Annotated in this window: 18 protein-coding genes; 12 read left to right on the top strand and 6 right to left on the bottom strand. The window is 67.4% G+C overall.

The features are described from left to right. Window positions 1-2: 2 nt before the first annotated feature. The 6 genes from urtA to ACLIJ1_RS09615 all read right to left on the bottom strand — a co-directional run bounded on the left by urtA (window position 3) and on the right by ACLIJ1_RS09615 (window position 5,380). Window positions 3-1,265, bottom strand: coding sequence for an urea ABC transporter substrate-binding protein (gene urtA, locus ACLIJ1_RS09640; RefSeq protein ID WP_411365740.1), 1,263 nt, complete (start codon window positions 1,263-1,265; stop codon window positions 3-5). Between the two features lie 236 nt (window positions 1,266-1,501). Then, window positions 1,502-2,050, bottom strand: a complete 549-nt coding sequence (locus ACLIJ1_RS09635; protein WP_411365293.1) for a bacterioferritin — start codon at window positions 2,048-2,050, stop codon at window positions 1,502-1,504. A gap of 5 nt (window positions 2,051-2,055) precedes the next feature. Continuing rightward, window positions 2,056-2,256, bottom strand: coding sequence for a hypothetical protein (locus ACLIJ1_RS09630; RefSeq protein WP_411365292.1), 201 nt, complete (start codon window positions 2,254-2,256; stop codon window positions 2,056-2,058). 30 nt (window positions 2,257-2,286) lie between these two features. Continuing rightward, window positions 2,287-3,036: an SDR family NAD(P)-dependent oxidoreductase gene (locus ACLIJ1_RS09625; protein WP_411365291.1), complete on the bottom strand. Its 750-nt coding sequence runs from the start codon at window positions 3,034-3,036 to the stop codon at window positions 2,287-2,289. A 110-nt stretch (window positions 3,037-3,146) separates the two neighbouring features. After that, the gene (locus tag ACLIJ1_RS09620; RefSeq protein ID WP_411365290.1) at window positions 3,147-4,619 is read right to left on the bottom strand and encodes an aldehyde dehydrogenase (NADP(+)); all 1,473 of its coding nucleotides are present in this window, start codon (window positions 4,617-4,619) and stop codon (window positions 3,147-3,149) included. Window positions 4,620-4,621: 2 nt separating this feature from the next. Further along, window positions 4,622-5,380: a FadR/GntR family transcriptional regulator gene (locus ACLIJ1_RS09615; protein ID WP_411365289.1), complete on the bottom strand. Its 759-nt coding sequence runs from the start codon at window positions 5,378-5,380 to the stop codon at window positions 4,622-4,624. A gap of 156 nt (window positions 5,381-5,536) precedes the next feature. Between ACLIJ1_RS09615 and ACLIJ1_RS09610 the strand changes: the two genes are divergently transcribed. From ACLIJ1_RS09610 to ACLIJ1_RS09555, 12 genes are all read left to right on the top strand, one after another. After that, window positions 5,537-6,343: an NAD-dependent epimerase/dehydratase family protein gene (locus ACLIJ1_RS09610; RefSeq protein WP_411365288.1), complete on the top strand. Its 807-nt coding sequence runs from the start codon at window positions 5,537-5,539 to the stop codon at window positions 6,341-6,343. 6 nt (window positions 6,344-6,349) lie between these two features. After that, on the top strand, window positions 6,350-7,264 hold the full coding sequence (locus tag ACLIJ1_RS09605; RefSeq protein ID WP_411365287.1) for an SMP-30/gluconolactonase/LRE family protein: 915 nt from the start codon (window positions 6,350-6,352) through the stop codon (window positions 7,262-7,264). Window positions 7,265-7,326: 62 nt separating this feature from the next. Then, window positions 7,327-8,295, top strand: coding sequence for a TRAP transporter substrate-binding protein (locus ACLIJ1_RS09600; RefSeq protein ID WP_411365286.1), 969 nt, complete (start codon window positions 7,327-7,329; stop codon window positions 8,293-8,295). Window positions 8,296-8,368: 73 nt separating this feature from the next. Continuing rightward, window positions 8,369-8,911: a TRAP transporter small permease gene (locus tag ACLIJ1_RS09595; RefSeq protein WP_411365285.1), complete on the top strand. Its 543-nt coding sequence runs from the start codon at window positions 8,369-8,371 to the stop codon at window positions 8,909-8,911. Window positions 8,912-8,944: 33 nt separating this feature from the next. Next, on the top strand, window positions 8,945-10,237 hold the full coding sequence (locus ACLIJ1_RS09590; RefSeq protein ID WP_411365284.1) for a TRAP transporter large permease: 1,293 nt from the start codon (window positions 8,945-8,947) through the stop codon (window positions 10,235-10,237). A gap of 13 nt (window positions 10,238-10,250) precedes the next feature. After that, window positions 10,251-11,540, top strand: coding sequence for a glucarate dehydratase family protein (locus ACLIJ1_RS09585; RefSeq protein ID WP_411365283.1), 1,290 nt, complete (start codon window positions 10,251-10,253; stop codon window positions 11,538-11,540). A gap of 32 nt (window positions 11,541-11,572) precedes the next feature. After that, entirely contained in the window at window positions 11,573-12,490 is a 918-nt protein-coding gene (gene kdgD, locus ACLIJ1_RS09580; RefSeq protein WP_411365282.1) for a 5-dehydro-4-deoxyglucarate dehydratase, read from the top strand. A gap of 4 nt (window positions 12,491-12,494) precedes the next feature. After that, complete coding sequence (gene gudD / locus ACLIJ1_RS09575) at window positions 12,495-13,829, top strand: glucarate dehydratase (RefSeq protein WP_411365281.1); 1,335 nt, start codon at window positions 12,495-12,497, stop codon at window positions 13,827-13,829. After that, window positions 13,826-15,367 carry a galactarate dehydratase gene (garD, locus tag ACLIJ1_RS09570; protein ID WP_411365280.1) on the top strand — a complete coding sequence of 514 codons (1,542 nt, stop codon included), beginning with the start codon at window positions 13,826-13,828 and terminating at the stop codon, window positions 15,365-15,367. The genes gudD and garD overlap by 4 nt, the downstream gene beginning before the upstream one ends. 167 nt (window positions 15,368-15,534) lie before the next feature. Next, entirely contained in the window at window positions 15,535-16,518 is a 984-nt protein-coding gene (locus ACLIJ1_RS09565) for a Bug family tripartite tricarboxylate transporter substrate binding protein (RefSeq protein WP_411365279.1), read from the top strand. 19 nt (window positions 16,519-16,537) lie between these two features. Beyond that, window positions 16,538-17,674, top strand: a complete 1,137-nt coding sequence (locus ACLIJ1_RS09560) for an L-talarate/galactarate dehydratase (protein ID WP_411365278.1) — start codon at window positions 16,538-16,540, stop codon at window positions 17,672-17,674. Window positions 17,675-17,683: 9 nt separating this feature from the next. Next, window positions 17,684-18,739, top strand: coding sequence for an aldose epimerase family protein (locus tag ACLIJ1_RS09555; RefSeq protein ID WP_411365277.1), 1,056 nt, complete (start codon window positions 17,684-17,686; stop codon window positions 18,737-18,739). Window positions 18,740-18,758 lie beyond the last annotated feature (19 nt).

The following is an 18,758-nucleotide window of genomic DNA, read 5'->3' as shown; positions in this document are numbered from 1 at the left end:
GCTTACTTCTTCTCGGGAACGTTCTTCTTGCCCTTGTTTTCGGCGATGAAGTCGCTCCACGGATCGGCCACGACCGGACCCGGGGTCTTCCACACCACGTTGAACTGGCCGTCGGCCTTCACTTCACCGATGAACACCGGCTTGTGCAGGTGGTGGTTTTCCTTGTCCATGGTCGACGTGAAACCGCCCGGCGCCTTGAAGGTCTGGCCGGCCATGGCGGCGATGACCTTGTCGGTGTCGGTGGACTTGGCCTTCTCGACGGCCTGGGCCCACATGTGGATGCCGATGTAGGTGGCTTCCATCGGGTCGTTGGTCAGCGGCTTGTCCTTGTGGCCGGCGATGCCCTTGGCCTTGGCGTAGTCGCTCCACTGCTTGATGAACGCCGCGTTGGTCGGGTTCTTCACGCTCATGAAGTAGTTCCAGGCGGCCAGGTGACCGACCAGGGGCTTGGCGTCCACGCCACGCAGCTCTTCTTCACCCACCGAGAACGCCACCACCGGCACGTCCTTGGCCGACAGGCCGGCATTGCCCAGTTCCTTGTAGAACGGCACGTTGGAGTCGCCGTTGATGGTGGAGATCACCGCGGTCTTCTTGCCTTCGGCCGCGAACTTCTTGATCTTGGCGATGATGGTCTGGTAGTCGGAGTGACCGAAGGGGGTGTACTCCTCCATGATGTCCGACTCGGGGATGCCCTTGGCCTTCAGGAAGGCGCGCAGGATCTTGTTGGTGGTGCGGGGATACACGTAGTCGGTGCCCAGCAGCACGAAGCGCTTGGCCGAGCCGCCGTCCTTGCTCATCAGGTATTCGACGGCAGGGATGGCCTGCTGGTTGGGAGCGGCGCCGGTGTAGAACACGTTCTTGGACAGCTCTTCACCTTCGTACTGCACCGGGTAGAACAGCAGGCTGTTCTTTTCTTCGAACACCGGCAGCACCGACTTGCGCGAGACCGAGGTCCAGCAGCCGAAGGTCACGGCGACCTTGTCCTGGTCGATCAGCTGCTTGGCCTTTTCGGCGAACAGCGGCCAGTTGGAGGCCGGGTCGACGACCACGGGCTCGAGCTTCTTGCCCAGCACGCCGCCCTTGGCGTTGATCTCGTCGATCGTCATCAGGGCCACGTCCTTCAGGACGGTTTCGGAAATCGCCATCGTGCCCGACAGCGAGTGCAGCACGCCGACCTTGATCGTGTCGGCAGCGTGGGCGGTGAGGCCGAAGGCGCCCAGGGCGGTCGCGACCGTCAGGGCTTTCAGAGTGAATCGACGTTGCATCATGGCGCTTCTCCAGGGTTCAAAAAACATCCGTTGGTGGGTCTGACATCTGCCACCGCAAGGCACTGCTGAAGGAGCCTTGCTGTGGTGACGGAACGGATGCTAGGGAGAACCCTGATCGGCGTATGTACGCCGGGTGGCGTATGCCGCTGTGCCTCGGGCCAGGCCCGGTCAAAAAAAAGGGGCCATGCGTCGCCGCATGGCCCCAAAGGGAGTCCTCAATACCCCGAAAACAATCAGTGTTCGCCGTCCGGCATGCCTTCGAGCAGGTCCGCCAGCTCGTCGGCGTGTTCTTCTTCCACCGCGAGGATCTGCTTGAGCAGGTCGCTGGTGGTCGGATCCAGGTCGCCGAGGTAGCGCACCATCTCGCGGTAGCTGTCGATGGCGATGCGCTCGGCCACCAGGTTCTCCCGGATCATGTCCGGCAGGTGCTTGGCGGGCACGTATTCGGCGTGGCTGCGTTCGCTCAGGCTGTCGGGCGAGAAGTCGGGCTCGCCGCCGAGCTGCACGATGCGCGCGGCCAGCAGGTCGGCGTGGCCCTGCTCTTCGTTGGAGTGCACCAGGAACTCGGCGCCCACGGTCTGCCCGTGGATGCCACGCGCCATGAAGTGGTGGCGCCGGTAGCGCAGCACGCAGACGATCTCGGTCGCCAGCGCTTCGTTGAGCATCTTCAGCACCTTGGGCCGGTCGGCGTTGTAGCCGGCGGTCACGGCGCCGTGTTCGATGTGTTTGCGGGCGGCGCTGCGCAGCGCCTTGACCGAGCTGAGTTTGTGGTCGGAGCTCATGGCGGTCACTGGCTGGCCTTGCTGCTGGCCTTCAGGCCAAGACCGCTGTCCGCAGGCTCGGCATTGGCGGCGACCGGAACGGTGCTGGGCCGCGAGGGAACGACCAGCACGTCGGCTTCCGGCGGTTTGCTGCAAGCGGCGAACGCGGACAGCGCGGTGATGCTGGTCGCCAGGAAGGCGATGTGAAAGGGATGGCGAGGTGTCATGAGCGTTCTCCAGAAGTGGAAAGGTGAAAGTCAGCGCGCGAGGTAGCCGCCGTCGACGGGGTAGTACGCGCCAGTGACGAATGAGGCCCGGGTGGAGGCAAGCCAGACCACGAGTTCGGCCACCTCTTCGGGCAGGCCGAGGCGGCCGATGGGGTGGGCGGCGATCAGCGCGGCCTTGACGTTGGGGTCTTCTTCCAGCGCATGCACCATCGGGGTGTGGATGAAGCCGGGTCCGATGGCGTTGATGCGCACACCCTGACCGCCGTAGGCGATGGCGGCGGACTGCGTGAGGCCGACCACACCGTGCTTGGCCGCGGTGTAGGCCGGCGCGGTGGCCATGCCGACCATGCCGAGAATGGACGCGGTGTTGACGATGGCACCACCGCCACCCCGCAACATCGCGGGGATCTGCGCGCGCATGCCGTAGAAGACGCCGGAGAGGTTGACGTTGATCACCTGCGCCCAGGCATCCAGCGGGTAGTCGGCCAGCAGCCCGCTGGCGCCGCCGATGCCGGCGTTGTTGCAGGCGACGTCAAGGCGACCGTGGTGCGCCATGGCCTGGTCCACCAGCGCTTGCGCGTCTTCTGCCTTGCCGGCGTCGGATTCGGCGAACAGTGCCTCGGCACCGACGCTGCGCACCTGCTTGGCGGTTTCGTTGCCCGCATGGGCATCCAGGTCGGACAGCACGAGGCGCGCACCTTCGCGGGCAGCGACCAGGGCAATGGCCCGGCCGATGCCGGAGGCGGCACCGGTGACGAGCACCACTTTGTTCTTGAGCATGAAGGTCCATCCATCGGTGTGATGGACGGACCTTAGGTGCCGCTGCGGACGGCGTCTGTGCGATGGCAAACAGAGGCTGCCCCGGCGAGGCCGCCGCGTCCTCCGGGAGGTCAGCAGGGCACGCCCTTGCGGGCGAGCAGCCAGGCCGGCGCATCCTGCAGGCAGACCGGACGCAGGAAGCGCTCCAGCGCCGCGTCACCGACCGAGGTGGTCATGGGCGCAGTGCTCGACGGCCAGGGACCACCGTGCTGCTGCGCGGCCGTGACCGCCACGCCGGTGGGCACGCCCGCAAACAGCACGCGCCCGGCGATCTGCGAGGCGCTGCGCACCAGGGCGCGGTTGTCTGCCGAGTCTTCGTCCGCGCCCCAGAGAGTGACGGTGAGGCTGCCGCCCACGGCGTCCAGCACCTGGTGCACTTCGTCCACGCTGGCGCAGCGCACGATCAGGCTGCTCGGGCCGAACACCTCGTCGCGCAGTTCGGCACGTTCGATGAAGCGCTGGGCGCTGACCTGCAGCAGCTGCGGACCGGGCGCGGGCGGTGTGCCCTGGCCCTGCAGCAGCGAGCGGGCGCCGGCCTCCATGAAGCGCTTGATGCCGGCGTCGAAGGCCTTGCGCATGCCGGGGGTCAGCATCGGGTGTGGTTGCTGCTTGGTCAGCGCGAGGGTGAGCTGGTCGATGAAGGTGTCGGTCTCGGGGCCGTCGATCAGCACCAGCAGGCCGGGGTTGGTGCAGAACTGGCCGCAGCCCAGGGTGATGGAGCCGGCCAGCGTGGTCGCCAGTTCGCCGCCCTTGGCCGCGAGCGCGGCGGGCAGCGCGATCAGCGGATTGACGGAGCCGAGTTCGCCGTAGAACGGGATCGGGCGGGGGCGCGCATTGGCTTCGGCCTGCAGCGCGGCGCCGCCGCGGGTGGAGCCGGTGAAGGCACCGGCCGCGATCAGCGGATGGCGGATCAGGCCCACGCCGGTTTCGACCCCGGCACCCTGCACCAGGCCGATCAGGCCGGCGGGCAGGTCCAGCGCCTTGAGCACGCGCTGAATGATGGCGAACACCTGCAGCGACAGGCCGGGGTGGCCGGGGTGTGCCTTGACGACCACGCTGCAGCCCGCTGCGAGCGCCGACGCGGTGTCGCCGCCCAGCACCGAGAACGCAAACGGGAAATTGCTGGCCGCGAACATCGCCACCGGACCAAGCGGCACGCGCTGGCGCACCATGGCCGGGTGCCCGGCGGGCGGGCCGCCGGCGACTGCCGGATCGTCCAGCACTGCAAAAGGTTCGCCACGTTGCGCGATGTCGGCGAAGCGGCGCAGCTGGAAGGTCGTGCGGTCGAGTTCGCCGTTGAGGCGCACCGGGCCGAGCGCGGTTTCGAGGTCGGCCCAGGCGACCAGCTTTTCGCGCTCGCCTTCGAGGCCTTTGGCCAGCGCCTCCAGCAGTTCGGCGCGCTGCACGCCGGTGCTGCTGCGCCAGGTGGCGAAGGCGGCATGCGCCTCGGTCACTGCGGTGTCGATGTCCTGTTCGGTGGAGGCGTTGAGAGTTTTGCCGTGGGGTTCGCCGGTGCGGGCGTTGATGGATTGCAGGGTGCTCATGTTCAGGCTTCGGGCTGTGCGCGACGCAGGCGTTCGCGGCTGTTGGACAGGTGCGTGCGCATCGCGGCGCGCGCAGCCTCGGGGTCCTGGCGCCGGATGGCGTCGAGGATGTTCTCGTGTTCGTGGTGCACGCGCTCCAGGTACGGCAGGCGCCCTTCGGGGGCGCTGGCCGCGGTCTTGAGCCGCGTGCGCGGAATGATCATGGTGCCCAGGTAGGTCATCAGGTCGGCGAAATGGCGGTTGCCGGTCGCGCGGGCAACCTCCATGTGGAACAGAAAGTCGGAGGGCACGGCGTCGGAGTCGGCGTGGATCGCGACGTTGAACCCTGCCAGCGCCGCCGCCATGGCCGCCAGGCTCTCGCCGCTGCGCCGCTGCGCCGCCAGCGCGGCCGCCTCGCTCTCCAGGCTGATCCGCAGTTCCAGCAGCTCGATCACGTCGGAGGCGGTCGCGAAGTCTTCCGGCGCGATGCGGAAGATCGGCTCGACCGCGCGCGGCGCCATCACGAAGGTGCCGATGCCGTGGCGGGTTTCGACCAGGCCCGAGGCCTGCAGGCGCGAGATCGCCTCGCGCACCACCGTGCGGCTGACGTCGAAGCGCCCGACCAGTTCCGATTCGGTCGGCAGCTTCTGGCCGGGGACCAACCGGCCCTCGCGGATGTCGGTTTCCAGCGACGCCACGATTTCGGGCACCAGGCCACGCGGGCGGCGGGCGCGCGGCGGCTCTGCGGCAGCCTCCTCACCTAGGGTTTTCACGGAGTTCATGGTTTTTTCCTTGACAGCCTGCGCCATGATTTTCACAATCGCGGCCAGTTGTCTGACAACATACGACAGACATCCCGGACTGACAAGCACTGTACCAAAGGCCCGCGCCACTGTGCAACCAGATTGCGACAAGCATTGAATACCATGGTAAACCCTATGAAAACGCACCACCGGATCCTGTTGACCGGCGCCGCCGGCGGACTGGGATCGGCCCTGCGCTCGCGGCTCACCGCCAACTGCGATGTGCTTAGGTTGTCTGACAAGTCGAGCTGTGGCGACGCTCGCAACGGCGAAGAGATCGTGCAGGCCGACCTGGCCGACGCCGCCGCCGTGGACGCGGCCGTGGCCGGCTGCGATGCCATCGTGCACCTGGGCGGGATCTCGGTCGAGGCGCCGTTCGAGGCCATCCTGCAGGCCAACATCCTGGGCGTCTACCACCTGTACGAAGCGGCCCGCCGGCACGGCGTGAAGCGTGTGATCTTCGCCAGTTCCAACCACGTGGTGGGTTTCTACAAGCAGGGCGAAACCATCACCGCCGACCACCCGCCGCGGCCCGACAGCTTCTACGGCGTCAGCAAGGCCTTCGGCGAAGACTTCTCGCGCTTCTACTTCGACCGCTACGGCATCGAGACCGCTTGCGTGCGCATCGGCTCGTCCTTCCCCGAGCCGCGCGACCGCCGCATGCTGGCCACCTGGCTGAGCTACGACGACCTGCACCGCCTGATCGGCGCCTGCCTGTCCACCCCGGTGCTGGGCCACAGCATCGTGTTCGGCATGTCGGACAACGCGGTCACCTGGTGGGACAACAGCCGCGCGCGCCACATCGGCTACGTGCCCCAAGACAGCTCCGACGTGTTCCGCGACGCGGTGTTCGCCCGCACCCCCACGCCCGACCTGAACGACCCCGCAGCGATCTACCAGGGTGGTGGCTTTGTGAAAGCCGACCCGTTCAAGAAGGCCTGACCGGTCATGAGCGAGCAAGCCGAACTGGTGCTGGACGCGCGTTGCGGCGTGGGCGAAAGCCCCGTCTGGGACAGCGCGCGCCAGTGCCTGTGGTGGGTCGACATCCCGGGCAAGGCGCTGTGGCGCTGGCACAGCGACAGCGGCCAGGCGCGGCAATGGACCACGCCCGAGCAGACCGGCTGCATCGCGCTGGCGGCTGGCAGCGACGCCCTGCCGCATGGCCAGTGGATCGCCGCGATGGAAACCGGTGTGGCGCGCCTGACGCCGGGGGACGACGGCAGCGTGGGCACCGAACGGATCACCCGCGTGACGCACCCGCAGACAGGCATGCGCTTCAACGATGGCCGTTGCGACCGCCAGGGCCGCCTGCGCGCCGGCACCATGGTGGCCGACATGTCGCTCGCCGCGCCGTCCGGCAGCCTGTACGCGCTGGACCTGGACGACCGGGTGCCCGCGCTGCGCGGTCTCGAAGCCGGCTACATCACGCCCAACGGCATGGCCTTCAGCCCCGACGGCCGGACCATGTACCTCTCGGACTCGCACCCGAACCGCCAGACGGTCTGGGCCTTCGACTACGACACCGACACCGGCACGCCGCACAACCGCCGCGTCTTCATCGACTTCAGGCCCCTGCCCGGCCGCCCCGACGGTGCCGCCGTGGACACCGACGGCTGCTACTGGATCTGCGGCAACGACGCCGGCCTGGTGCACCGCTTCACACCCGCAGGACGGCTGGACCGCTCGCTGAGCGTGCCCGTGAAAAAGCCCGCCATGTGCGCCTTCGGCGGCGCCGGGCTGGACACCCTGTACGTCACCTCCATCCGGCCCGGCGGCGATCTCGCCGACCAGCCGCTGGCCGGTGGCGTGTTTGCACTGCGTCCTGGCGTGAGGGGCCTGGACGAGCCGCGCTGCGCGATCTGAGACGCAACCAGCGCCGGCACGGTTTTCTTCACCTCAACCCAACCACCACAACGGAGACTTTGATGAAACTGCAACGCCATCTCACCGCCATGGCCGCCGGCCTGCTGGCGCTGTCCGCACAGGCCGCCGAGCTGCGCTCGGCCGACGTGCACAACAGCGACGACTACCCCACGGTCGCCGCCGTGCGCCACATGAGCCAGCTGCTGGAGCAGCGCAGCGCCGGCAAGTACAAGATCAAGGTCTTCAACAAGAGCGCCCTGGGTTCCGAAAAGGAAACCCTGGACCAGGTGAAGATCGGCGCGCTGGACATGAACCGCGTCAACATCAGCTCGCTCAACGCGATCTGCCCCAAGAGCCTGGTGCCCACCATGCCCTTCCTGTTCCGTTCGGTGGAACACATGCGCCACGTGCTGGACGGCCCGGTCGGTGAAGAAATCCTCAAGGGCTGCGAACACCAGGGCCTGGTCGGCCTGGCTTTCTACGACAGCGGCGCGCGCTCGATCTACGCCAAGAAGCCGGTGCGCAGCCTGGCCGACGTCAAGGGCATGAAGATCCGCGTGCAGCCGTCCGACCTGTGGGTCGCCGTCGCGACCGCGATGGGCGCCAACGCCACCCCCATGCCGACCGCCGAGGTCTACACCGGCCTGAAGACCGGTCTGATCGACGCCGCCGAAAACAACGAGCCCTCCTACGAAGGCTTCAAGCACTACGAGGCGGTGAAGTTCTACTCGTACACCCAGCACTCGATGGCGCCCGAGATGCTGGTGATCTCCAAGGCGGTGTTCGACAAGATGTCGCCGGCCGACCAGACCCTGTTCCGCGCTGCGGCCAAGGAGTCGGTGGCGTTCCAGCGCCAGAAGTGGGACGAGCAGACCGCCAAGGCGATCGACATCGTCACCAAGGCCGGCTCCGAGCTGGTCAAGGACGTGAACAAGGCCGAGTTCCAGGCCGCCATGAAGCCGGTGTACGAGAAGTTCATGACCACGCCCGACCTGCAGCGCCTGGTCAAGGCCGTGCAGGACACCAAGTAAGCCTGCCTCTCCCCTGCCCGCGCGGTGGCCTGCCGTGCGGGCAGTTCTTCCCCTCCGCTCTCCGGAACTGCCCATGTCCGCTCCGCTGCCTTCCGACGCCGAAAACAGGCGTCCCCGCGCCAACCTGCTGTTCAACCGGGTGTGCGCCCGCATCAGCAAGTTCTGCCTGGTGATGGCCATCATCGGCCTGATCTCGCTGATCCTCTCGGTGCAGACCCAGGTGGTCGGCCGCTATGTGTTCAACGACACGCCGACCTGGACCGAAGCCCTGGCGCTGCAGCTGGTGCTCTACATCACTGCGCTGGGTGTGGCCGTGGGCGTGCGCGACGCCGGCCACATCGGGCTGGAGTCGCTGGTCTCTCTGCTGCCGGAATGGATGCGCCTGAAGGTGGAAGTGCTGATCCACCTGCTGGTGGCCGTGTTCGGGGCTGTCATGGGCTGGAGCGGCTGGATGTGGACCCGTCTCAAGTGGGATGAGCTCGACCCGATGCTGGGCCTGCCCGCCGGTCTGGACTACCTGGCGCTCGTGATCGCGGGCGCGCTCATCGTGCTGTTCTCGTTCGAACACATCCTGGCGCTGCTGCGCGACGAAGAAGTGATCCCCGCCTGGCACTGAGCCACTCCCTGACCACAACAAGAAACACCCATCATGGAACTGGCCATCCTTTCCGTTTCCTTCCTGCTCCTGCTGCTCATCGGCGTGCCGGTGGCGTTCTCCATCGGCCTGGCCTCGGTGGCCACGGTGCTGTACGCCGGCGTGCCGGTGGCGATCGTCTTCCAGAAGATGGTCGGCGGCATGCAGGTGTTCTCCTTCATGGCGATCCCGTTCTTCGTGTTCGCCGGCGAGCTGATGCTCTACGGCGGCATCGCCGACCGCATCGTGCGTTTTGCCAACAGCCTGGTCGGCCACGTGCGCGGCGGCCTGGGCATGAGCAACGTGGTGGGTTGCACGCTGTTCGGCGGCGTGGCGGGCTCGGCGCTGGCCGACGTCTCCGCCATGGGCTCGGTGATGATTCCCCTGATGAAAAAGGAGGGTTACGACGCCGACTACGCGGTCAACGTCACGACCCACGCCGCTCTGGTCGGCGTGCTGATGCCGACCTCGCACAACCTGATCATTTTCACGCTGGCGACCACCGGCATTGCTTCGGTCAGCGTGCTCAGCCTGATCCTGGCCGGCGTCATTCCGGCACTGCTGCTGACGCTGTGCAACCTCGCCGCCGCCTACTGGGTCGCGGTCAAGCGCGGCTACCCGACACGCGGCAAGTTCACCGGCTGGCGCGAGGTTCTGTCGGCCTGGCTGGCCGCCATGCCCGGTCTGATGATCGTGGTCATCATCCTCGCCGGCATCCTCTCGGGCGTGTTCACCGCCGCCGAATCGGCCGCCACCGCCGTGCTCTGGGCACTGATCGTGACCGTGCTGGTCTACCGCTCGCTGTCCTGGAAAGACTTCCTCAAGGCCTGCGCCAAGGCCTGCAAGACCACCGGCGTGGTGCTGCTGCTGATCGGCATCTCGTCGGCGTTCGGCTATTTCATGGCGCTGTACGAGGTGCCGCAGAAGACCGGCGCGCTGATGACCTCGGTGTCCGACAGCCCCTGGGTCATCTTCCTGATGATCAACGTCCTGCTGTTCCTGCTTGGAACCTTCCTGGACATGGCCGCCACCATCCTGGTGTGCACGCCCATCTTCCTGCCGATCGCGATGCAGTTCGGCATGGACCCGGCCCAGTTCGGCATCGTCATGCTGATCAACTGCGCCCTCGGCCTGAACACGCCGCCGGTGGGGGTGACGCAGTTCGTGGGCTGTGCGATCGGAGGCATCTCGGTCGGACAGGTCATGAAATCCATCCTGCCGTTCTACGGCGCGCTCACCGCGTGCCTGCTGCTGGTGACCTATGTGCCCGCGTTCTCGTTGTGGCTGCCCGGCATGTTCACCAAATAAGCGGCACACCTCCATGACATCCCACGCCATCCGCCATGTGCGCGTGACGCCGATCGCGTTCCGCGACCCGCCGCTGCTCAACGCCGCCGGCATCCACGAGCCCTGGGCCCTGCGTTCGATCATCGAAATCGAGACCGACTCCGGCCTGATCGGCATCAACGAGAGCTACGGCGATTTGCCGATGCTCGACGCGCTGGCCAAGGCGGCGCCCGCACTGACCGGGCTCTCGCCCTGGGCGCTCAACGACATGGAGACCCGTGTCGCCGCGCTGGTCACGCCGAAACAGACCAGCTCGGAGTTCCTGGGCACGCAGGTGTCGCTGGCGCCGGGCACGCACGTCTCCAAGACGGTGGCGAAGGTGATCAGCGCGTTCGAGGTCGCGATGATGGACCTGCAGGGCCAGCTGGCGAACGCGCCGGTGGTGGACCTGCTGGGTGGCGCCGCACGGCCCGCCGTGCCGTTCAGTGCCTACCTGTTCTTCAAGTACGCCGAGCACATCGAGAAGCCCTACGCCCCCGATCCGTTCGGCGAAGGCATCACGCCCGAACAGATGGTGGCGCAGGCGCGCCGCATGATCGATCAGTACGGCTTCAAGAGCATCAAGCTCAAGGCCGGTGCGCTGCCACCCGAACAGGAGGTGGCCGCCCTGCTGGCCCTCTCCAAGGCCTTCCCGGGCGCGCCGCTGCGCATCGACCCGAACGCCAACTGGACCGTGGCCACCAGCCTGAAAGTGGTGGAGCAGTTGCGCGGCGTGCTGGAGTACTACGAAGACCCGGCCCCGGGCCTGGACGGCATGGCTGCGGTAGCCGCTGCGTGCGAAGTACCGCTAGCCACCAACATGGTGGTCACCGATCTCAAGGAATTCCGCCGCAACGCCGAGATGGGCTGCCCGGTGAAGATCGTGCTGAGTGACCACCACTACTGGGGCGGCCTGCGCGCCACGCAGCGGCTGGCGTTGATGTGCGAGACCTTCGGCCTGGGCCTGTCGATGCACTCGAACTCGCACCTGGGCATCAGTCTCACCGCGATGACGCACCTGGCGGCTTCGGTGCCGCAACTCTCCTACGCCTGCGACACGCACTACCCCTGGCAGGACGACGAGGTGGTCCAGGGCGGTCGCCTGGCGTTTGAAGACGGCAGCCTTCGCGTGCCCACGACACCCGGCCTGGGCGTGCAGATCGATCGCGAGGCTCTGGCCCGCCTGAACAACAACTACCTGAACACGACCATCCGCAACCGCGATGACCTGGCGCAGATGCGCAAGTACGACCCGTCGTTCACCGGGCACCAGCCCCGGTTCTGAACCCGTCCCATTCACACACGAGAGCACCCACCATGCAATACACACCCCAGGATCTCAAGCAGGTCATGTCCTCCGGCCTGCTGTCGTTTCCGCTGACCGATTTCGACGCCCATGGTGACTTCGACGCGAAAGGTTACGCCGCCCGCCTCGAATGGCTGGCGCCCTATGGCGCGACTGCGCTATTCGCAGCTGGCGGCACGGGCGAGTTCTTCTCGCTCACCGGCGAGGAGTACCCCGGCATCATCCAGACTGCGGTCGACACCTGCCGCGGCAAGGTGCCGATCATTGCCGGCGCCGGTGGCCCGACCCGCTTCGCCATCCAGTGCGCCCAGGCTGCCGAGAAAGCCGGCGCGCACGGCATCCTGCTGCTGCCCCACTACCTGACCGAAGCCGGCCAGGAAGGCCTGATCGCGCACGTCGAGGCCGTGTGCAAGAGCGTGCAGTTCGGCGTCATCGTCTACAACCGCAACGTCTGCAAGCTCACGCCCGAGTCGCTCGCCATCCTGGCCGACCGCTGCCCCAACCTGATCGGGTTCAAGGACGGCGTGGGCGACATCGAAGCGATGTCTTCCATCTACATGCGCATGGGCGACCGCTTCGCCTACCTGGGTGGCCTGCCCACGGCCGAGGTCTACGCCGCGGCCTACAAGGCGCTGGGCACGCCGGTGTATTCGTCGGCCGTCTTCAACTTCATCCCGAAGACCGCGATGCAGTTCTACGAAGCCGTGCGCACCGACGACATGGCCACGCAACACCGCCTGCTGCGGCAGTTCTTCATGCCCTATCTGGCCATCCGCAACAAGACCCAGGGCTATGCGGTGAGCATCGTCAAGGCCGGCGCCGCCCTGGTGGGTCACCCGGCCGGTCCGGTGCGTCCGCCGCTGTCGGACCTCAAGCCTGCAGAGATGGAGCAGCTCAAGGCACTGATCGACCAGCTCGGTCCCCAGTGACGCCATGACCGCTCCCGTCGTCACTTCCATGCGTGTCATCCCGGTCGCTGGCCGGGACGGCATGCTGCTCAACCTCTCGGGCGCGCACGCCCCGTTTTTCACGCGCAACATCGTCATCGTCACCGACAGCGCGGGCCACACTGGCCTGGGCGAGGTGCCGGGTGGCGAGAAGATCCGCCAGACGCTGGAAGACGCCCGACCCCTGGTCGAGGGTCAGTCCATCGGCAAGCTGCAGGCCATCCTGAACGCGATGCGCTCCCAGTTCGCCGACCGCGACAGCGGCGGCCGCGGCCTGCAGACCTTCGACCTGCGCACCACCATCCACGCCGTGACGGCTGTGGAGTCGGCCCTGCTGGACCTGATGGGCCAGCACCTGGAGGTGCCGGTCGCGGCCCTGCTCGGCGAGGGCCAGCAGCGCGAGGCGGTGCAGATGCTGGGCTACCTGTTCTTTGTCGGAGACCGTACGCTGACGGACCTGCCGTATGCCGATCCGGCCAGCGAACCCGACCACGCCGACGACTGGTGTCGCCTGCGCCACGAGAAGGCCATGACGCCTGAGGCCGTGGTGCGCCTGGCCGAAGCCGCGCAGGCACGTTACGGATTCCAGGACTTCAAGCTCAAGGGTGGTGTCCTCTCCGGCGACGAAGAGGTCGAGGCCGTGACCGCGCTGCACGAACGCTTTCCCGATGCGCGCGTGACGCTGGACCCGAACGGTGGATGGCTGCTCAAGGACGCGATCCGCCTGGGCGAGAAAATGCGCGGCGTGGTGGCCTACGCCGAAGATCCGTGCGGCGCCGAAGAAGGTTTCAGTGGCCGCGAGGTGATGGCCGAATTCCGCCGCGCCACCGGCCTGCCCACCGCCACCAACATGGTCGCCACCGACTGGCGCCAGCTGGCCCATTCGCTGGCGCTGCAGAGCGTGGACATTCCGCTCGCCGACCCGCATTTCTGGACCATGGCCGGCAGCGTTCGCGTGGCGCAGACCTGCCGCGACTGGGGTCTGACCTGGGGCTCGCATTCCAACAACCACTTCGACATATCGCTGGCCATGTTCACCCACGTGGGCGCGGCCGCACCGGGCAAGGTCACCGCCATCGACACGCACTGGATCTGGCAGGATGGCCAGCGGCTGACGAAAGATCCGCTGAAGATCGAAAGCGGCTACGTGCAGGTTCCGAAGAAGCCCGGCCTGGGCATCGAGATCGACATGGCCGAGGTCGAGAAGGCCAACCGCCTGTACCAGCAGCACGGCCTCGGTGCGCGCGACGACGCGATCGCGATGCAGTACCTGGTCCCGGGTTGGAGGTTCGACCCCAAGAAGCCCTGCATGGTCCGATGAGCACCGACGCACGCACCATCCGCATCCACCCGGGCGACAACGTCGCCGTGGTGGTCAACGACGGCGGCCTGCCCGCCGGCACCGCCCTGCCCGGCGGGCCGACGCTGGTGCAGCCCGTGCCGCAGGGGCACAAGGTCGCGCTGAGCAATCTGCCCGCCGGCACCGCCGTGCGCCGCTACAACGTGGTCATCGGCCACACCGCGGTGGACATCCCTGCCGGTGGCTGGGTCAACGAACAGCGGCTGGTGATGCCGGAAGCCCGCTCGCTGCAAGGCCTGCCCGCGCCGCAACCACCGGCCGACTTGCCGCCTCTCGAAGGCCATACGTTCCAGGGCTACCGCAACGCCGACGGCAGCGTGGGCACGCGCAACCTGCTGGCCATCACCACCACGGTGCAATGCGTGGCCGGGGTGCTGGAGTTCGCGGTCGAACGCATCAAGAAAGACCTGCTGCCGCACTACCCCAACGTCGACGGCGTGGTGGGCCTCACGCACAGCTATGGCTGCGGCGTGGCCATTGATGCCCCCGACGCCATCATCCCCATCCGCACCGTGCGCAACCTCGCCAGCAACCCCAACTTCGGCGGCGAAGTGATGGTGCTCAGCCTGGGCTGCGAGAAGCTGCAGCCCGAGCGCTTGCTGCCGCCTGGCTCGATCCCGATTGCGGATCAGCGACAAGGCCCGGATGTGGTCTGCCTGCAAGACGAGAAGCACGTCGGCTTCATGTCGATGATCGATTCGATCCTCACGCAGGCCAAAGGTCATCTCGAACGCCTCAACGCACGCCAGCGCGAAACCTGCCCGGCCAGCGAACTGGTGGTCGGCGTGCAGTGCGGCGGCAGCGACGCGTTTTCCGGCGTCACCGCCAACCCGGCGGTGGGTTTTGCGACCGACCTGCTGGTTCGTGCTGGCGCGACGGTGATGTTCAGCGAGAACACCGAGGTGCGCGACGCCGTGGACCAGCTGACGCGCCGCGCCGCAACGCCCGAGGTGGCGGCGGCGATATTGCGCGAACTCGGCTGGTACGACGCCTACCTCGCGCGCGGCCAGGCCGACCGCAGCGCCAATACCACGCCCGGCAACAAGAAGGGCGGCCTGTCCAACATCGTCGAGAAGGCCATGGGCTCCATCGTCAAGAGCGGCAACGGCCCGATCCACGGTGTCATCGGCCCCGGCGAGAAGGTGAACCGCAAGGGACTGATCTTCGCTGCCACGCCCGCCAGCGACTTCATCTGCGGCACGCTGCAACTCGCCGCCGGCATGAACCTGCACGTGTTCACCACCGGCCGCGGCACGCCCTACGGCCTGGCCGAGTGTCCGGTGATCAAGGTGGCCACGCGCAACGATCTCGCGCGCCGCTGGCACGACCTGATGGACATCAACGCGGGCCGCATTGCCAGCGGCGAAGCGAGCATCGACGAACTCGGCTGGGAACTGTTCCATCGCATGCTGGCCGTGGCCAGCGGTGAGAAGACCTGGGCCGAAAAATGGGGCCTGCACAACGACCTGGTGCTGTTCAATCCCGCGCCGATTACATGAAACACCCCCTGCGCCGCTGCGCGGCTTCCCCCTCTCTCGCCTGCGGCGGGAGGGGGACGACACCAGAGGCCCGGCCAAGCCGGTTCCTCGGTGTCCTTGGCCTGGGACACCGCTCCTCTCGAAGCTGATCTCTGATCGGTCATTCATCAACAACACGGAGACAAACCATGAACCTCAACCGCCGACACCTGATCGCCGCTTCCGCTGGCGCGGCCCTGGGGAGCAGCCTGCCCCTGGGCGCTTTTGCCCAGAGTGACTACCCCAGCAAAACGATCAAGATCATCGTGGCCTTCCCTCCCGGCGGCACGTCCGATGTGATGGGCCGCCTGGTGGCCGATCCGCTGGCCAAGGTGCTGGGCCAGCCGGTGGTGGTGGAAAACGTCGGCGGCGCCGGTGGCGTGATCGGCACCGAGCGTGGTGTCAAGGCGCCCGCCGACGGCTACACCATCATCCAGACCGGCGTGGGCCAGAACGCCGTGGCGCATGGCCTGGACCCCAACCTCAAGTACGACTCCGTCAAGGACTTCATCCACATCAGCCACGTGCACAACGGCCCCAACGTCCTGGTGGTCAACGCCAGCCAGCCCTACAAGACCCTGGCCGACCTGGTGAAGGCCGCCAAGGCCAACCCCGGCAAGCTGGACTACGGCTACACCCACGCGGCCTCGGGCCACATGGCGATGGAGCTGTTCAAGCAGACCGCCGGCATCTTCATGACCGGCATCCCCTACCGCGGCGGCGGCCCGATGATGACCGCCCTGCTGGGCAACGAGATCCCGATGATGTTCATCAACCAGGACGTCGCCCTGCCCCACATCAAGGCCGGCAAGTTGCGCGCGCTGGCGGTCAGCAGCCTGCAGCGCAACAGCCTGTACCCCGACGTACCCACCGTTGCCGAGTCCGGCTACCCCGGCTTCGAGGCGCTGAGCTGGTCGGGCATGTCGGTGGCCAAAGGCACGCCCGCCCCCATCGTGGCCAAGCTCGAAGCCGCCTTCAAGGAGGTCATGTCTTCCCCGGCGATCAAACAGAAGCTGGAAAGCAACGGCTTCGTGGTGCCCCCGCAGGGCTCCAAGCTGTATTCGGACTTCGTCGCCAGCGAACTGCAGCGCTGGACCAAGGTGATCAAGACCGCGGGCATCAAGCCGCAATGAGTGCAGGACCCGCCCGCCCATGAGCCAGAGCGCCGACCGCATCGCCTGGATGCGCATTTCCTCCTGCTACCTGCCGCTGGCCAACCCGATCAGCGACGCCAAGGTGCTGACCGGGCGACAGAAGCCCATGACCGAGATCGCGATGCTGTTCGTCGAACTGCAGACCGAGCAGGGTCATGAAGGCCTGGGCCTGAGCTACAGCAAGCGCGCTGGCGGGCGAGGGCAGTTCGCGCACGCGCAGGAGATCGCACCCAACCTGATCGGCGAAGACCCCAACGACATCGCCCGCCTGTGGGACAAGCTGTGCTGGGCCGGCGCGTCGGCCGGGCGCAGCGGCCTGTCCACCCAGGCCATCGGCGCCTTCGACGTCGCGCTGTGGGACACCAAGGCACGGCGCGCGAACCTCTCGCTGGCCAAGCTGCTGGGCGCGCACCGCGAGTCGGTGCGCTGCTACAACACCTCGGGCGGCTTCCTGCACACGCCCATCGACCAGTTGAAGGTGAACGCCGCCGCCTCGGTGGCGCGCGGCATCGGTGGCATCAAGCTCAAGGTCGGCCAGCCCGACGGCCGCATCGACATGGAACGCGTGAAGGCGGTGCGCGAACACCTCGGAGACGGCGTGCCGCTGATGGTGGACGCCAACCAGCAATGGGACCGCCCCACCGCGCAGCGCATGTGCCGCGCGCTCGAAGGCTTCAACCTCGTGTGGATCGAGGAGCCGCTGGACGCCTACGACCACGAGGGCCACGCCGCGCTGGCGCAGCAGTTCGACACCCCCATCGCCACCGGCGAGATGCTGACCAGCGCCGGCGAGCACTGGGACCTGATCCGCCACCGCGCGGCCGACTACCTGATGCCCGACGGCCCTCGCGTCGGCGGCATCACGCCCTTCCTCAAGGTGGCCGGGCTGGCGCAGCACGCGGGGCTGATGCTGGCGCCGCACTTCGCAATGGAACTGCATGTGCACCTGGCCGCGGCCTACCCGACCGAACCCTGGGTCGAGCACTTCGAATGGCTGGAGCCGCTGTTCAATGAGCGCATCGAGATTGCCAACGGCCGCATGCGGGTGCCCACGCGGCCGGGTCTGGGCCTTTCGCTGAGCGAGCAGGCGCGCGCGTGGACGCGCGAGCAAACCGAAGTGGGCTCGCGGGTCTGAGGGACCGGAATGTTCCAGCGCCTGGACCCCGCCCGCTTTTTCGGTGACATCGGCGGCGAGCCGGTCGCCCTGTTCCGCCTGCGCCATGCCTGCGGCATGGAGGTCGCCGTCTGCAACCTCGGCGCCAAGGTGCTGCAGATCCTCGTGCCCGACCGCGACGGCGTGGTGGGTGACGTGGCGCTGGGCTACGACAGCCTGTCCGCGCTGCAGGCCGGCACGCCGTCCATGGGCGCCTTCATCGGACGCTACGCGGGCCGCATCGCGCAGGCGCGCTACACGCTCGACAACACCACCTACACGCTGGATGCCAACGCGGGCCTGCACGCCATCCATGGCGGGCCCAACGGTTCGCGCCACCGCGTGTTCTCGGCCCATCAGGACGCGCCCGATGAACTCACGCTGCACCTGCGCTTCGAACCCTCCAGCGACCGGCATCCGGGCATCATCGACCTGCGCCTGAGCTACCGGCTGACCCATGAGAACACCCTGGTGGTGGAACACGAAGCGGTCGCGGTCTGCAACGCCAGCCCGGCCTCTCCCGCGAGCTTCACGCCACACATCTTCTTCAACCTCGACGGGCCGGTCGACACCCTGGTCGACGGACACGAGCTGCAGGTGACGGCCGACCGGCTGCTGGCCGCCGACGCGGACAACGTGGCCACCGGTGAACGCCTTTCACTGGACGGTCACGCGCTCGACCTGCGCCAGCGCCGTCGCCTGGGCGCCCTGCCCGACATCGACCATGCCTATGAACTGGTGTCGCCCAGGGGCGATCCGTCGCTGCGCCGGGTCGCCCGTGCCCGCAGCGCAGCCAGCGGACGCACGCTGGACGTCTGGACCACCGAACCGGTGCTGCAGGTCTACACCGCCGGGGCACTGGGCAGCGGCGCCTCGCCCGACATCGGCAAACAAGGCGTGGTGCACCGGCCGCGCGCGGGCCTGTGCCTGGAACCGCAGCAGTACCCCAATGCCATGCACTGCCCGGCGTTCCCGCTCAACCGCGTGGCGATCGGGCGCCCCTACCTGGCGCGCACCGAATACCGGTTCGGCTCTTTGCCATGCTGACTCAGACTCCTCCAGCACG

Source organism: Hydrogenophaga sp. RWCD_12, assembly GCF_046604225.1.
Lineage (GTDB): Bacteria > Pseudomonadota > Gammaproteobacteria > Burkholderiales > Burkholderiaceae_C > Hydrogenophaga.
The sequence above is the reverse complement of the archived record's forward strand: the minus strand, read 5'-3'. Positions and strand labels throughout refer to the sequence as shown.

Coding starts and splice junctions, on each gene's coding strand:
- ACLIJ1_RS09630 (WP_411365292.1), bottom strand. CDS start 2,256: ATGACACCTCGCCATCCCTTTCACATCGCCTTCCTGGCGACCAGCATC.
- ACLIJ1_RS09615 (WP_411365289.1), bottom strand. CDS start 5,380: ATGAACTCCGTGAAAACCCTAGGTGAGGAGGCTGCCGCAGAGCCGCCG.
- garD (WP_411365280.1), top strand. CDS start 13,826: ATGAGCACCGACGCACGCACCATCCGCATCCACCCGGGCGACAACGTC.
- ACLIJ1_RS09565 (WP_411365279.1), top strand. CDS start 15,535: ATGAACCTCAACCGCCGACACCTGATCGCCGCTTCCGCTGGCGCGGCC.
- ACLIJ1_RS09585 (WP_411365283.1), top strand. CDS start 10,251: ATGACATCCCACGCCATCCGCCATGTGCGCGTGACGCCGATCGCGTTC.
- kdgD (WP_411365282.1), top strand. CDS start 11,573: ATGCAATACACACCCCAGGATCTCAAGCAGGTCATGTCCTCCGGCCTG.
- ACLIJ1_RS09590 (WP_411365284.1), top strand. CDS start 8,945: ATGGAACTGGCCATCCTTTCCGTTTCCTTCCTGCTCCTGCTGCTCATC.
- ACLIJ1_RS09620 (WP_411365290.1), bottom strand. CDS start 4,619: ATGAGCACCCTGCAATCCATCAACGCCCGCACCGGCGAACCCCACGGC.
- ACLIJ1_RS09610 (WP_411365288.1), top strand. CDS start 5,537: ATGAAAACGCACCACCGGATCCTGTTGACCGGCGCCGCCGGCGGACTG.
- ACLIJ1_RS09555 (WP_411365277.1), top strand. CDS start 17,684: ATGTTCCAGCGCCTGGACCCCGCCCGCTTTTTCGGTGACATCGGCGGC.
- ACLIJ1_RS09625 (WP_411365291.1), bottom strand. CDS start 3,036: ATGCTCAAGAACAAAGTGGTGCTCGTCACCGGTGCCGCCTCCGGCATC.
- urtA (WP_411365740.1), bottom strand. CDS start 1,265: ATGCAACGTCGATTCACTCTGAAAGCCCTGACGGTCGCGACCGCCCTG.
- ACLIJ1_RS09600 (WP_411365286.1), top strand. CDS start 7,327: ATGAAACTGCAACGCCATCTCACCGCCATGGCCGCCGGCCTGCTGGCG.
- ACLIJ1_RS09560 (WP_411365278.1), top strand. CDS start 16,538: ATGAGCCAGAGCGCCGACCGCATCGCCTGGATGCGCATTTCCTCCTGC.
- gudD (WP_411365281.1), top strand. CDS start 12,495: ATGACCGCTCCCGTCGTCACTTCCATGCGTGTCATCCCGGTCGCTGGC.
- ACLIJ1_RS09595 (WP_411365285.1), top strand. CDS start 8,369: ATGTCCGCTCCGCTGCCTTCCGACGCCGAAAACAGGCGTCCCCGCGCC.
- ACLIJ1_RS09635 (WP_411365293.1), bottom strand. CDS start 2,050: ATGAGCTCCGACCACAAACTCAGCTCGGTCAAGGCGCTGCGCAGCGCC.
- ACLIJ1_RS09605 (WP_411365287.1), top strand. CDS start 6,350: ATGAGCGAGCAAGCCGAACTGGTGCTGGACGCGCGTTGCGGCGTGGGC.